We start from the raw sequence: 14,077 nt of genomic DNA on the forward strand, positions 1-14,077 counted from the left end.
ACCGACCTTACTCGTAGTTTGCTGGCGCGGCGGGTCGTCGTTTCGTCTATCCGTCTGTGCAGTTTGCTGAGTGGGGTGGCCGAACAGGGGTCCGAGGAACCGCCACGGCGCGGTCCCTACCCAAAAGCATTGCGCCACAATCCTTTAGAGTTACCACAGCACCAGCGACACGCTGCGCAGCCATCCGGAGTACGCCGTGTGACAACAGTTTTGGCCCGGCTCGGCAATCGGCGAATTACCCATGATGGAAATCCCAGGACCAGGGATAGACTCACGTTCAGCGGACTCGTGCTGGAAGGGGAGCGTAAAACCATGGCCATCATCGACGCGGACACTGAGGTCCCCGCCCCGTTCGACGAAGACGTCGCCGCCGTGCAGCGATACTTCGACGATCCACGGTTCGCCGGGAAGATACGCCTCTATACGGCCCGCCAAGTAGTAGAGCAACGCGGCACGATACCGACCGACTACACCGTCGCGCGGGAAGCCGCGGCGGCCTTCTATCCCCGCCTGCGCGAGCTTTTCGCGGCCAAGAAGAGCATCACCACCTTCGGCCCGTACTCACCCGGGCAGGCCGTGAGCATGAAGCGAATGGGCATCGAGGGGATCTACCTCGGCGGCTGGGCTACCTCCGCCAAGGGGTCCACCACCGAAGACCCGGGTCCGGACCTGGCGAGCTACCCGCTGAGCCAGGTGCCCGAGGATGCGGCGGTGCTGGTGCGCGCGTTGCTGACCGCGGACCGAAACCAGCAGTACCAGCGGCTGCACATGAGCGATCAGCAGCGCGCGGCGGCCAAGGAGTACGACTACCGGCCGTTCATCATCGCCGACGCCGACACCGGTCACGGCGGTGACCCGCATGTGCGCAACCTGATCCGCCGCTTCGTGGAAGCCGGCGTGCCCGGCTACCACATCGAGGACCAGCGTCCGGGCACCAAGAAGTGCGGTCACCAGGGCGGCAAGGTTTTGGTGCCGTCCGACGAACAGATCAAGCGCCTCAACGCCGCCCGCTTCCAGCTCGACATCATGCGGGTGCCGGGCATCATCGTCGCGCGGACCGACGCCGAGGCGGCCAACCTTATCGACAGCAACTCCGATGAGCGCGACCAAGCGTTCCTGCTCGGCGCGACCAACTTGGACATTCCGTCGTACAAGGCCTGTTTCCTGGCGCTGATGCGGCGCTTCTACGAGCTGGGCGTCAAGGAGCTCAACGGTCATCTTCTCTACGCGCTCGCCGACGGCGAGTACGGCATCGCCAACGCGTGGCTCGAGCGTCAGGGCATCCTGGGCCTGGTCTCCGATGCGGTCACGCAGTGGCGGCAGGACGGTCAACACTCGATCGACGACCTCTTCGACCAGGTCGAGTCGCGGTTCGTCGCGGCGTGGGAGGACGACGCCGGGCTGATGACCTACGCCGATGCCGTGGCGGAAGTGCTGGCATTCGGCGAACGCGAGCACGACGAACCGGCGACCATGAGCTCCGACGAGTGGCGCAAGTTCGCCGCTCGGGCGTCGCATTACGCGGCTCGCGAAAAGGCCCGAGAGCTGGGTGCCGCGCCGGACTGGAGCCCCGAGCTGGCCAGGACGCCCGAGGGTTACTACCAAGTGCGCGGCGGCATTCCGTACGCGATCGCCAAATCGCTCGCGGCGGCGCCGTTCGCCGACATCCTCTGGATGGAGACCAAGACCGCGGACCTGGCCGACGCCAAGCAATTCGCCGACGCGATTCACGCCGAGTTCCCCGACCAGATGCTGGCTTACAACCTCTCGCCGTCGTTCAACTGGGACACCACCGGCATGACCGACGAAGAGATGAAGCAGTTCCCGGTGGAGCTGGGCAAGATGGGCTTCGTCTTCAACTTCATCACCTACGGCGGGCATCAGATCGATGGCGTCGCCGCCGAGGAGTTCGCCACCAACCTGCGCCAGGACGGCATGCTGGCCCTGGCCCGGCTGCAGCGCAAGATGCGTCTGGTCGAGTCGCCCTACCGGACGCCGCAGACACTGGTCGGCGGTCCGCGTAGCGACGCCGCGCTGGCCGCATCATCGGGGCGCACCGCGACCACCAAGGCGATGGGCAAGGGATCGACCCAGCATCAGCATCTGGTGCAGACCGAGGTGCCCAAGAAGCTGCTGGAGGAGTGGCTGGCGCTGTGGAGCGAGCACTACCAGCTGGGCGAGAAACTTCGGGTCACGCTGCGGCCGCGCCGCGCCGGCTCGGATGTGCTGGAGCTCGGGATCGTCGGCGAGGGCTCTGACCCGCAAGAGCAGCTGGCCAACGTCGTCGTCGACCCGATCAAGGACCGGCACGGCCGCAGCATCCTTCAGGTGCGCGACCAGAACACCTTCAGCGAGAAGCTGCGCCAGAAGCGGCTGATGACGCTGATCCACCTTTGGTTGGTGCATCGCTTCAAGGCCGATGCGGTCTACTACGTGACGCCGACCGAAGACAACCTGTACCAGACCGAGAAGATGAAGTCCCACGGGATCTTCAGCCAGGTCTACCCCGAGGTCGGCGAGATCATCGTCGCCGAGGTGAACAAGCCGCGCATCGCCGAGCTGCTCAAGCAGGATCGGGTGGCGCTGCGCAAGTTGATCACCAAGGAAGACTAGTCGTCACCGCCAACCTGTTCGCGAAATTGCTTGGTGGGCTTGGCATTTCGTGATGCCGCGGTTACACCGCGCGATGGTTCGTGTCCTGGCGGACGAGGCCGTCATTGTGCTGTCGCACAACGCACGCGTAACGCCGCTACCCGCCCCAAACGTGAAAGCGATCACAATGGCTACTTTCGCTTCCTGCAATAGTTGCATAGGTGTACATTATCTATTGAACAGACGTGCAGCAGACCTAGAACGGCGAAAGGACACTTCGATGAAGTCTTCAACCAAGATGACGATCACCACCTTCGGTGCGGCGAGCGCACTCGCTCTCGTCGTCGGAGTCGGCGGCGTCGGGCCCAGCCTGGCCGCAGCCGCGCCCGCCCCGGTGACCCACGCTTCGTCCAGCGCCGCGCCGGCGAGCCAGCAGGTCGCCGCCGCCGCCCCCGGCAAAGTGCATAAGGCCGTTCTCGTCGCCTGCATCTCGGGCCTCAACTGCGGATAGGCGCCAACCCGCATCAAGCAACCGGCGGCCCATCTCGACTACGAGATGGGCCATCGGCATGTCTGCTCCTCGTCGCGCGGTTTGCGACCGGCACCAACGGGTACGAAGGAGTGAGTTTGCCTGAATGTCGGGAGGAGTCTGATGAGAACGGAAGCTCGGACCGCGGTCGCGCTGTTCGGCGGCGCGGCCATGCTCGTTTTGACGGTTGGCTGCGGCGGAGGCGGCAACAAAGCGCCTAATAGCACCACAACGACGACGACCACGACGACGTCCAGCGTCGCGCCGTCGACCGCCCCGGATACCGGCAGCCCGAGCGGCACCGGCGGGCCGGGCGGCGGCGGTGGCACCGTGCCCGGTGGCCCGACCGGCGGTGGCGGACCGGGCGGGGGAGGCGGCAGCATTCCCGGCGGTCCCACCGGTGGTGGCGGGCCCGGCGGCGGTAGCGGCAGCATCCCCGGCGTCGGTGGCGGCGGCGGCGGACCCGGTGGTGGCGGCGGTTGCGTCGGCAACATCTGCGGCGGCACCTGATCGCGCCCTGCCTCACTAGGACTTGCTCGGGGTAGCCGAGGGGGCCGTGTCGATCTGGCCCCCTCGGCTGAGCAACCCGAACACGCGGCGGTTGAGACAATCCACGCCGTCGCGCCGCTGAGCTATTTTGAGGCTCGCCGGCCTGAGTTATGGTTCTCCGCAACGCGTCAGCAAGGAGACCTTCGATGGCGAAGCTCAGGTTCGGATACTTCATCGCGCCGTTCCACCGCGCGGGCACCAACCCGACATTGGCCATCCAGCGCGACCTCGCGTTCGTCCAGCACCTCGACGCCCTGGGCTTCGATGAAGCGTGGATCGGCGAACATCACTCGGCCGGCAGCGAAATCATCGCGTCGCCGGAGATCTTCATCGCCGCCGCCGCGGAACGAACCAAGCGGATCAAGCTGTGTACCGGGGTCATCTCGCTCTCGTATCACAACCCGCTGTGGGTCGCCGACCGGCTGATGATGCTGGACCACCTCACCCATGGCCGAGTGATCGGCGGGGTGGGCCCCGGCTCGCTGCCCAGCGATTCGTCGATGATCGGGCTGACCCCGACCGACACCCGGGAGTTGTTGGACACCAACCTCGACATCGTGGTCCGGCTGCTGCGGGGGGAGACGGTGAGCGCCAAGACCCCCACGCATGAACTCCACAACGCCAAGCTGCAGCTTGCCCCGTACTCCGACGGTGGGGTGCCACTGGCGGTGGCCGCGGTCGCTTCCCCGACCGGCGCACGGCTGGCCGGCCGGCACGGCATCGGCCTGCTGTCCATCGGTGCGACGCTGACCATCGAGGGCTTCAACGCGCTGCAATATCACTGGGACATCGTCGAAGAACGCGCCGCGGTGTTCGGCACCGAGGTCGATCGCCGGAACTGGAGCCTGGTCGGGCCGTTCCATGTTGCCGAAACCGACAAGCAGGCGCGCGAGGACGTGAAGTTCGGCCTCGAGCCGTGGTTCCGGTACTTCCAGAAAGTGGCCGCGTTCCCGCAGATGACCATGCCAGGCGAGCAGATCGACGAGATGATCGACGTCATCAACGAGAACGGGGCGGGCGTGATCGGCACCCCGGAGCGGGCTCGGGCGCAGGTGCAGCGGATGTGGGACCAGTCCGGCGGCTTCGGCTGCATGTTGCAGATGGGCCACGAGTGGGCCAACCCGGCGGCCACCAAACGGTCGGCCGAATTGTTCGCCGCCGAGGTGATGCCGCACTTCCAGGGTCAGGCACAGCCGACGCTGGATGCGGCCGCGCGGGCCAGCGAAGCGCGCGAAGGGCTGGCGGAGTCGCAGAACCAGGCCGTCGAGCACATGACCAAGAAGTACCAGGACGAGCTCAACTCGAAGGCGTAGTCGCGCCCAGCCCGAACCAGCGCGCGAGCGCCCGGCGAAGCTCGGAGACATCGGGCGACGCCGCCGACGATGCCCACGCCACGTAGCCGTCGGGGCGCACCAGTAGTGCGGTGGCCGGCACCTCGCCATCGGGCCGTCCGACGGCGACGGTGAGCTGGTCGGCGGCGTCGGTGACCGCGGTGGCCACGCAGCCGGCCTCGGTGAGATCGATCAGCAGGGGGAGTCCGGTGCGGGCCAGCTCCGCCACGCGTCTCGTCTCGCCGCCGTCCGTCACACCGAACTCGGGCACCCAGTGTCCGGTCAGCGGATGCGCGTCCGGGTCTGTGCTGTAACGGTTTTCGGCCCCGGATATCAGGTTGCTCAGGCGGCGGGCGATGTCGGAATCGGTGAGCAGTTCGGAAAACAGTTGCCGCAGGGCGGTGACCTCGGGCCCGGGCCGCACGAGTGCCAGCTGCGCGCGGCTGTGCATGATGACGCGCTCGGCCGCGGGCCGGCGCTCGGCTTCGTAGGTCGTCAGCAATTCGGGCTCGACGCGCCCACGCAGGACCGCCGCGAGCTTCCAGCCGAGATTCACCGCATCCTGCAGGCCCAGGTTGAGCCCCGGGCCGCCCATCGGGGAGTGGACGTGCGCGGCGTCGCCGACCAGGATCACCCGTCCCGCCCGATACCGTGACGCGATTCTGGAGTTGATCCCACAGAACCTGCGCAGATCCGGCGCCGTCTCAGGCGACACGGCCCGCAGCGGCACGTCGGCACCCAGCACCCGCTTGGCGCTGGCCTCCAGTTCGGCCAGGCTCATCGGCGGTTGGTTGTCGGCGTCGTCCACGGGTTCCTCGCGGGCCGCTCTGTCCAGCTCGAAGACGATCATCGCCGCGCGGCCACCGAGCGCGCCGTAGGCGAACACACCGTGATCGGCTCGATGGAACTGCAGCGGCGGGACCCGCCCGAACCCGGGGATGTCCAGCCCGCCGCTGACCGGGTCGATCCAGTCCGCGGGCGGCAGTACGTCGAATCCCATCCGGGCGACGAGGTCATACGACGACATCCCGGGGAAATCGATGCCGGCCAGCTTGCGCGTCATGCTGGTGCCGCCGTCGGCGCCGACCAGGTACTTGGTGCGCAGCTGATAGGTGCCGCCGGGCCCGGCGACGTCCACCGTGACATCGGCGGCGTCCTGGTCGAAACCGGTCAGCGCGTGACCCCACCGAAGGTCGACGTCGTGCTGGTGGGCCCGATCGGCAAGCGCCTGAACCAACTTGGGTTGCTGGACAGGCAGCAGGAAGACCTGCGAGTCGGTCATCGACGTGAGATCCAACGGGAAGGCCGCGAACATCGGGCGAGGGTTGAGCCGGGGCGGGTCCGAGGTTCCCGCGAGGGCGCCGTAGAGGCCGCGATGGTCGAGGATCCGAACCCCTTGCCCGATAACGCCGTTGGCGCGCCGCATGGGGTTGGGGCCGGGCATCGGGTCCAGCACCACCGGACGGATCCCGTTCAATGCCAGTTCGCCGGCCAGCATCAACCCGTTGGGACCGCCACCGGCGATGACGACGTCAATCACTTAGGCCAGCTTAATAGTTGCGGAACGGGCCGACAAACGTCGGCGCAGCTGACAGCGCGGGATTTCATAATGCGGCACCAGCCGCTTCCCAGCGCAGAGCTAACAACGCGGCACATACCTGGAGCATGAGCACCCCTGGGCACCACCAGATCACGCGAGTCGTCTTCGCCGGGGTCGCGGGCATCGCGATGCTGGCATTCGTCGACGCGGCGCACGTGCCGGCCGGCTACGGCACATTCGGCCACGTGCGCGTCACCGCCGACGACAACGACGACCAGGCGCAACTACAGCAGCAACTGGCCCAGCAGCAGTTGTTGTTGTCCGAGCAGCAAGCCGAGCAACAAAACGAAGCGGCCCAACAGCAGTTCGAGCAAGACATGCAGCAGGCGCAGCTGACCGAGCAACAGGCCAACAACCCCTAGCCTGCACCGTCAGGTCAGCGCTCGGCCGCCTTCACAAGGCGATCCGCAAGAAGCTTGACCGCGCCGCCCAGGGCCGCGCGCGTCGCCGGCCCGGTTCCGCGAATCCTCTCGACGAACGATCCCGACCAGCGGATGTCGGTTCCGCCGTCCGCGTTGGGCGTCAGCACCACCTCGCCCCGGTAATCCTTTGCCGGCGACGGCCCCACCAGCTTGTAGACCTGCCGGCGATCCTGCTCGTACTCGACAATCTCCTCACGCGCCAGGATCGGAGGCACCCCGACCTGACGAATCGCGCCGACCCCACCCGGCGCCGGATCACCTTGGCGCGCCCAACTCGAGCGCAGCACGACCGGCTTGGCCCAGCTCGACCAATCGGCCCCGTCCGCCAGCAGCCGGAACACGGTTGCGGCAGGCGCACTACAGGTCCGATTGACCTCGAACGAAAATTTGCGACCTGACATAGCCGCGTACCCTACCGCCACCGCGGTAGACCCGGCCCCGCGGTGCGGACCTGGGGCGACGCGGGTGTCAAGGCCGGCGCAATCCGGCACACACCGGCCGCCTCACGTGCATACTCACCGTGTGCGGGTTCCGGGTGGTCGCGGTGTAGCGCGGCAACCCCGTCGGCACACCCGAGTGACGCTGGTGTTGTGCGCGGTCGTGTTATCGCTGTGCAGCTGCGACAAGGAGACGGTCACCCCCGCGTCGAAAGCGCCCACGTCTACCAGCAGCGCCACCGTCAACTCGAAGGACAACCCGCTGATCAAGGCCAACAGTCAGCGGGTGCTCGACGACGCGGTCAACGCCACAGCGCCCGGCTGCTCGGCCGCCGTGGGTTCCAGTGGCACCGTCGTGTGGACCGGAGTGCGCGGCCTCGCCGACACCGCGACCGGCGACAAGATCACACCCGACACCGTGTTCGACGTCGGCTCGGTGTCCAAGCAGTTCACCGCCACCGCCGCCCTGTTACTCGCCGATGCGGGAAAGCTGGCCCTCGACGACACACTCGCCCAGCACCTGCCGGAATTCCCGAGCTGGGCCAGCACCGTCACGATCACCCAATTGATCCACCAAACCAGCGGCATCCCCGAATACGAAGGGCTGCTGGCAAAGCAGGGGTTCGCGGTCGGTGACCGGACCACGCAGGAACAAGCGCTGCAGGCGGTGGCGAGGGTGCCGAAGCTGAATTACCAGCCGGGCAGCCAATTCCGGTACTCCGACTCCAACTATTTGTTGCTCGGCGAGATCGTCCACCGGGTGTCGGGGCAGCCGCTGCCGCAGTTCCTCAGCACGGAAATCTTCCGTCCGCTCGGCCTGGGGATGGTGATGGATCCCGTCGGGAAAGTTCCGCACAAGGCCGTCTCCTACGCCGGCGGCAGCGACGGATACCGGATGACCACTTCGGCGTGGGAGCAGATCGGCGACGGGGCGGTCGAAGCCTCACCCAGCCAGCTGGTGCAGTGGGGCGACAATTACCGCACCGGTCGCGTGGGTGGGCCCAAGCTGCTGCAGGCGCAGCTGGCGGGGGCGGTGGAGATCGGGCCCGGCATCCCCGTGCACTACGGCGCCGGGATCTACATCAAGGCCGACGGCACGCTCGACCACGACGGCGCGTCGCCCGGCTTCGTCACCGCATTCCGCGTCAGCAAGGACCGGCAGACAGCCATCGCCGTCAGCTGCAACACCGACGACCAGATCCCGGAAGCCCTGACCGACTCGTTGGCGAAACTCTGGATGTAGCTCGCTACCAACGTCTTTCGCCAGCCTCAGCGGTCACACCGGTGACCGTGCGGCCGTCCTCGAGCTCGAGATTGGTCAAGGCCATCGACGCGGGCAGGGCCGCAGCCAACCTACCCAGGCCGGCCTCGGAGATCCGGAACAATTCACCAGTCCGGCCCTCAGGTGTCCGGAGGTGTTCGACGAACCGGGCGCCGAGTCGCCGGAGCCGGCGGTACAGTGGCGCTCCGAATACCGCCAGCTCGACGCCGCTGCGCACCAACAGTTCCGACAGGGTGCCGGTCAATCGGGCGCCGATGTCGGCAGCGATCTGGTCATTGAAGGAGGGGACCACGATCGTCACGCCGAACGGAGTGCCCGCAGGAGTCGGCGCGACGGGCACGGTGACCGCGGCCATGTCGAGCAGATTGCAGAAATTGGTATAGGTGCCCATGCGACGGCTGATCCCGACGGGATCAGCGCTCACCTCGATCAGCGTGGGATGTTCGGTGGTGGTGGGCAGCAGCAGTGCGTCGAAGCCGTCGAGCAGGCAAGCGGCATCGGCCCGCGCACGCACCAACGCGTCCAGGTCGGCGGCGAACGCGGGGCCGGTGACTTCGCGCGCCGAGGTAATGATTGACACGACAACGGGATCCGCGCTCGCTGGTGCGGTGTCGAGGAATTCGCCGACCGCCGCGTAGCGTTCGGCGACGATCGCGCCGTCATAGAGCAGCAACGCGGCATCCAGCAGGAGGGAGATGTCGACGGGCGCGACGCTGCATCCGGCGTCGATCGCACGACGCACCGACTGCGCGAACGCCTCGCGGTAGCCGGGGCGCAGCGCGGTCAGGTTCGCGGCTTCCGGGATCGCCAGGCGCGGGGCATCCGGCGCCCCGAGGCGAACGTCGGCGGGCCACGGGCGGCTGCGCGGGTCTCGCGGGTCGGGTCCGGCCATTACGGCCACCGCTGTCCCGGCCAGGGCGAGGTCGGCCGCCAGCACGCAGACGGCGTCGTAGCTCACGCAAGCCGGGACAACCCCATGGGTGGGGATGATCCCGAGGGTGGGTTTGATGCCGACCAGGCCGTTGAGCGCGGCGGGGACTCGAACCGACCCGGCCGTGTCGGTGCCGATGCCGATATCGGCGATGCCTAACGCCACGGCGACGGCAGAACCGGAACTCGACCCGCCCGAGACCAGGTCGGGATGACCCGAATTACGCACGGCGCCATAGGGACTGCGGGTACCCGCCAACCCGCAACCGAATTGGTCGAGATTCGTCTTACCGAGCACGACGGCCCCGGCTTCGTGGAGTCGTTCGATGGCGACCGCGGTGGTCGCCGGCAGGTAGGAGAACTCGCGGCATCCCGCGGTGGTCGGTAGACCCGCCACGTCGATGTTGTCCTTGACGGCGACCATCAGCCCCGCCAGGGGCAACGGCTCGCCCGCGGCGAGGCGGTGTTCGACGGCCACGGCATCGTTGTGCACGTCGGCCTGATCGCGCAGCGTGATCCAGACCTCGGGCCGGTCGGCCTCGGCGATCGTTCGATACGCGGCGGCCACCCGCGCGGTCGGTGAAAGACGCGTGGGCTTCACAAGACGTGCGGCGCGATCAGGACCGCGGCACCGGCCACCGCGAAACCGATCAGAAACGCGATCACCGTAAAGCCCATCACCTGACGCACGTTGAGCTTCGCGATCGCCAGCACCGGCAATAGCCAGAACGGCTGAATCATGTTGGCGACACCCTCGCCGACGGCGACCGACATCGAGATCAGTCCCAGGTATGCCGGCGAGTGCTGGCCGATGGCCAGCGCCGAGCCCACCGCGATCGGCCCCTGCACCGCCCAGTGCCCGCCGCCCGACGGGACGAACAGCGAAATAATAACGGAGCCAATGAATGTCAAGAACGGTAGCGTGTACTGATCGGCGCCGCGCACCAGGGCCTCGGCGAGCACCGTCTGCAGCGCGCGACCGGATCCCACCGGCAAATAGCCCAGCAGGCCGGCGATTCCGCCGTAGAGGGGGTATTGCAGCAGTAATGGGCCGGACACTTTCGCGGCGCCGGAAAATGCGCGAATAAAGCGGATCGGCGTGCCATGCAGCAACGCACTGGTGACGGTGAACAACATGATCATCGACGAGATGTTCAGCGCGAAACCGCTCAACACGAAATACATTATGCCAGAAGCGAATACGAGGACATTGAGAATCCAGAGGCTCTCCAGCCGCTCGGCGAACGTCGGTGGACCCTGCGGCGGGTCCGGTACCGGCTCTTCGTCGAACACCGCCGGGTCGGGTTCGAGACTTTCATCGGGTTCCATCCGCCAGATCGTGACGGCGACCAGCGCGACCATCGCGATGACGGCGACCCAGCTGTAGGGCTGAAAGATCGTCAACTTCAGCGGCACGATCAGTCCGGTCATCTTGTGAATCACGTTGATGGGGCTGGTCGTATCGGTGTTGGCCAACGCGATCGATGATGACAAGCCCTGCGTCCAAACCAGGTAGCCCATAAACCCGGTCGCGATCAGGTAGCCGAAATGCACGTTGGGGAGCCGCTTTGCGACCTGTCGCGCGACCAATGCACCTGCCACCAGGCCCAGTCCCCAGTTCAACAGCGAGAAGAGGCTACTGACACCGAAGCACAGCAAGGCTCCCTGCACCTGTGTCTTCGGTTTACTGGCCAGTGCGATGATGGCCCGTTTCACGACGGGCGCCTCGGCCAGTGTGTAACCCGTGACCAGAATCAGCACCATTTGGAACGCGAAGGTGAAGATGTTCTGCGCGCCCCACACTCCGCCGTACCACGCTTTGAGCACCCCGGTGGGCGTCGCACCCCGGACGAGCAGCGCGACAAGTCCGACCACGATCAGCGTCAGAATGACGGCGAACAAATACGGGTCCGGCATCAAGCGTTCGACATAGCGGACGCACAGCATCGTGAGTCGCTGCATGAGGCCGCGACGCCCGACATGTTGTTCTTTCGTGGTCGTCATCGGCCCGCCCTTAACCGCGCTGCTGCGCCCGCGTCGTGCGCTTGTTGAATAGTGGAAACGCTTAGATTGGTTGCCGCCGCGTGGCCTTAAATGAACTCGTAGACAAAGACAACGACGATTGCCACCGCCAGCAGAATCAAGCTCACGACGATGACGGCGCGGACACCGCGGGACTGGCGATGGAACCAGTGCTGCAGTTGGGAAAAGCGCCAATCCGTCCACGCATAGGCACGCGCGGCCCACAGCGCTTCGACCGCGAGCAAGCGGAACGCGACCAGCAGCCCGGGGATCCCGACTTCGGGGAGTAACACGATCAGCGGAATGGACGCGACGAGCAGCACGCCGCCCAGCACGGCAAGGCTCACCCGAACCGGCATCGCCTTGGCCCGCCACCGAGCGCGATAAGCCAGCACTCGGGCCAGTGCGTCGTCGCGCGTTTCGGGGTGCTGATCGGGAGAGTCCACGGTTGCTCCTCAAGGCCCCCGCGGCGGTGTCGACTCGGACTCTAGCCGACGGCCGGATCCGAAGCGCGGTATCGCGGCCCACCTAGACTGCGGGTATGGATGACGGTTCCCGACAGGACTCCGTGGCTCCAAAAGGCCTGCTACGAATAGAGGATTGCCTGGACGCCAACGGCGAGATCTCGTTGCCGCCGGGAACCACGTTGATTTCTCTGATCGAGCGCAACGTCCGAAATGTCGGCGATTCCATCGCGTACCGCTACCTGGACCATGCCCGCGCGCAAGGCCACACCCTCGAAGTGACCTGGGCCCAACTGGGTGTCCGATTGGAGGCCATCGCCGGAAGCATCCAGCAGTTCGCGGGCGACGGCGACCGGGTGGCGATTCTGGCGCCGCAGGGCCTCGACTACGTCGCCGGCTTCTACGCCGCGGTCAAGGCGGGCACCATCACGGTGCCGTTGTTCGCGCCCGAGCTGCCGGGCCACGCCGAGCGCCTGGAGACGGCACTGCGCGATTCCGAGCCGACCGCGGTGTTGACGACCTCCGCGGCGAAAAACGCAGTCGAAGACTTCCTGGCCGAATGCGCCCAGCTGCGCCAGCCGCAGGTCGTCGTCATCGATCAGATCCCCGACTCGGCGCGGGAGTCGTTCGTGCCCGTCGAGCTGGACATCGACCGGGTTTCCCACTTGCAGTACACCTCGGGTTCGACCCGGCCGCCGGTCGGCGTCGAGATCACCCACCGGGCCGTGGGCACCAATCTGACCCAAATGATTCTGTCGATCGATCTGCTGAACCGGAACACCCACGGGGTGAGCTGGCTGCCGCTGTACCACGACATGGGGCTGTCGATGATCGGCTTTCCCGCGGTGTACGGCGGGCATTCCACGCTGATGTCGCCGACCGCGTTCGTGCGCCGGCCGCAGCGGTGGATCCAGGCGTTGTCCGCGGGGTCGAGGGAGGGCAACGTGGTCACCGCCGCACCCAACTTCGCCTACGAGTGGACGGCACAGCGCGGCCTGCCGGCGGCCGGCGACGACATCGATCTGAGCAATGTCGTGTTGATCATCGGCTCCGAACCGGTCAGCATCGAGGCGATCGCGACGTTCAACAAGACGTTCGCGCCGTACGGGTTGCCGCGCACCGCATTCAAGCCGTCGTATGGCATCGCGGAGGCGACGCTGTTGATCTCCACGATCGAGCCGAGCGCCGAGGCGAAGGTGGTCTACCTCGACCGTGAACAGCTGGGCGCGGGTCGCGCGGTGCAGGTCGGCGCGGACGCGCCGGGTGCGGTGGCGCACGTTTCGTGCGGTCGGCCCGCTCGTAGCCTGCGGGCGGTGATCGTCGACCCCGACACCGCCGACGAATTGCCCGACGGCATGGTCGGCGAAGTCTGGTTGCAGGGCGACAATATCGGCCGGGGCTATTGGCGGCGCCCCGAAGAAACCGAGCGGACTTTCCACGCGCACCTGCGGTCGCGGCTGGCCGAGGGCAGCCGCGCCGAAGGGTCGGCGGCCGAGCGCTCGTGGCTGCGGACCGGCGACTTGGCCGTGTATTTGGACGGCGAGCTCTACGTCGCCGGCCGCATCGCGGACCTGGTTGTCGTCGGCGGCCGCAATCACTACCCGCAGGACATCGAGGCCACCACCGCCGAGGCGTCGCCGATGGTGCGACGCGGCTACGTGACGGCTTTCGCGCTGCCGGACGACGGTGGCGTGGTGATCATCGCCGAGCGCGCGGCGGGCACCAGCCGCGACGATCCGCAGCCGGCGATCGAGGCGATCAAGGCCGCGGTATCGCACCGCCATGGCCTGACCGTTTCCGACGTGCGCTTGTTGCCGGCCGGTGCCATTCCCCGCACAACCAGTGGGAAGCTGGCACGCCTGGCCTGCCGCGCTCAATACCTCGGTGGGGGCTGGCGTTAACGACTGGGCCGAATTCCG

General features: G+C 66.9%; 12 protein-coding genes. 7 read left to right on the plus strand and 5 right to left on the minus strand.

Annotated elements, in window-relative coordinates; genetic code table 11:
- Positions 1-312 precede the first annotated feature (312 nt).
- From aceA to AC5Y5O_RS08020, 4 genes are all read left to right on the plus strand, one after another.
- A complete protein-coding gene (gene aceA, locus AC5Y5O_RS08005) occupies positions 313-2,613 on the plus strand; it encodes an isocitrate lyase ICL2 (RefSeq protein WP_096287954.1) in 2,301 nt (766 codons plus the stop codon).
- Positions 2,614-2,872: 259 nt separating this feature from the next.
- Positions 2,873-3,103 (plus strand): hypothetical protein, encoded by a 231-nt coding sequence (locus tag AC5Y5O_RS08010; protein ID WP_133160860.1) that lies wholly within the window; start codon positions 2,873-2,875, stop codon positions 3,101-3,103.
- A 141-nt stretch (positions 3,104-3,244) separates the two neighbouring features.
- Positions 3,245-3,631 carry a hypothetical protein gene (locus AC5Y5O_RS08015; protein ID WP_500024555.1) on the plus strand — a complete coding sequence of 129 codons (387 nt, stop codon included), beginning with the start codon at positions 3,245-3,247 and terminating at the stop codon, positions 3,629-3,631.
- Positions 3,632-3,816: 185 nt separating this feature from the next.
- Positions 3,817-4,983: an LLM class flavin-dependent oxidoreductase gene (locus tag AC5Y5O_RS08020; protein ID WP_096287958.1), complete on the plus strand. Its 1,167-nt coding sequence runs from the start codon at positions 3,817-3,819 to the stop codon at positions 4,981-4,983.
- Here the strand turns inward: AC5Y5O_RS08020 and AC5Y5O_RS08025 are convergent.
- A complete protein-coding gene (locus AC5Y5O_RS08025; protein ID WP_500024558.1) occupies positions 4,967-6,541 on the minus strand; it encodes an FAD-dependent monooxygenase in 1,575 nt (524 codons plus the stop codon). The genes AC5Y5O_RS08020 and AC5Y5O_RS08025 overlap by 17 nt on opposite strands.
- A 125-nt stretch (positions 6,542-6,666) precedes the next feature.
- On the opposite strand from AC5Y5O_RS08025, the gene AC5Y5O_RS08030 reads away from it, so the two are divergent.
- Entirely contained in the window at positions 6,667-6,963 is a 297-nt protein-coding gene (locus AC5Y5O_RS08030) for a hypothetical protein (protein ID WP_500024560.1), read from the plus strand.
- A gap of 14 nt (positions 6,964-6,977) precedes the next feature.
- On the opposite strand, the gene AC5Y5O_RS08035 is transcribed toward AC5Y5O_RS08030, so the two are convergent.
- Complete coding sequence (locus AC5Y5O_RS08035) at positions 6,978-7,424, minus strand: SRPBCC family protein (protein ID WP_096287964.1); 447 nt, start codon at positions 7,422-7,424, stop codon at positions 6,978-6,980.
- A gap of 121 nt (positions 7,425-7,545) precedes the next feature.
- On the opposite strand from AC5Y5O_RS08035, the gene AC5Y5O_RS08040 reads away from it, so the two are divergent.
- Complete coding sequence (locus AC5Y5O_RS08040; protein ID WP_500024563.1) at positions 7,546-8,703, plus strand: serine hydrolase domain-containing protein; 1,158 nt, start codon at positions 7,546-7,548, stop codon at positions 8,701-8,703.
- Positions 8,704-8,707: 4 nt separating this feature from the next.
- On the opposite strand, the gene AC5Y5O_RS08045 is transcribed toward AC5Y5O_RS08040, so the two are convergent.
- The 3 genes from AC5Y5O_RS08045 to AC5Y5O_RS08055 all read right to left on the minus strand — a co-directional run bounded on the left by AC5Y5O_RS08045 (position 8,708) and on the right by AC5Y5O_RS08055 (position 12,140).
- Complete coding sequence (locus AC5Y5O_RS08045) at positions 8,708-10,273, minus strand: allophanate hydrolase (RefSeq protein ID WP_500024564.1); 1,566 nt, start codon at positions 10,271-10,273, stop codon at positions 8,708-8,710.
- On the minus strand, positions 10,270-11,676 hold the full coding sequence (locus AC5Y5O_RS08050) for a TIGR00366 family protein (RefSeq protein WP_096287969.1): 1,407 nt from the start codon (positions 11,674-11,676) through the stop codon (positions 10,270-10,272). Before AC5Y5O_RS08050 ends, AC5Y5O_RS08045 begins: the two co-directional genes overlap by 4 nt.
- 86 nt (positions 11,677-11,762) lie before the next feature.
- Entirely contained in the window at positions 11,763-12,140 is a 378-nt protein-coding gene (locus AC5Y5O_RS08055) for a hypothetical protein (protein WP_096287971.1), read from the minus strand.
- A 95-nt stretch (positions 12,141-12,235) separates the two neighbouring features.
- On the opposite strand from AC5Y5O_RS08055, the gene AC5Y5O_RS08060 reads away from it, so the two are divergent.
- The gene (locus tag AC5Y5O_RS08060) at positions 12,236-14,059 is read left to right on the plus strand and encodes a fatty acyl-AMP ligase (protein WP_500024567.1); all 1,824 of its coding nucleotides are present in this window, start codon (positions 12,236-12,238) and stop codon (positions 14,057-14,059) included.
- Positions 14,060-14,077: the final 18 nt, after the last annotated feature.

Source organism: Mycobacterium sp. NGS40, from assembly GCF_059812735.1.

Coding starts and splice junctions, on each gene's coding strand:
- AC5Y5O_RS08015 (WP_500024555.1), top strand. CDS start 3,245: ATGAGAACGGAAGCTCGGACCGCGGTCGCGCTGTTCGGCGGCGCGGCC.
- AC5Y5O_RS08010 (WP_133160860.1), top strand. CDS start 2,873: ATGAAGTCTTCAACCAAGATGACGATCACCACCTTCGGTGCGGCGAGC.
- AC5Y5O_RS08030 (WP_500024560.1), top strand. CDS start 6,667: ATGAGCACCCCTGGGCACCACCAGATCACGCGAGTCGTCTTCGCCGGG.
- AC5Y5O_RS08060 (WP_500024567.1), top strand. CDS start 12,236: ATGGATGACGGTTCCCGACAGGACTCCGTGGCTCCAAAAGGCCTGCTA.
- AC5Y5O_RS08020 (WP_096287958.1), top strand. CDS start 3,817: ATGGCGAAGCTCAGGTTCGGATACTTCATCGCGCCGTTCCACCGCGCG.
- aceA (WP_096287954.1), top strand. CDS start 313: ATGGCCATCATCGACGCGGACACTGAGGTCCCCGCCCCGTTCGACGAA.
- AC5Y5O_RS08035 (WP_096287964.1), bottom strand. CDS start 7,424: ATGTCAGGTCGCAAATTTTCGTTCGAGGTCAATCGGACCTGTAGTGCG.
- AC5Y5O_RS08050 (WP_096287969.1), bottom strand. CDS start 11,676: ATGACGACCACGAAAGAACAACATGTCGGGCGTCGCGGCCTCATGCAG.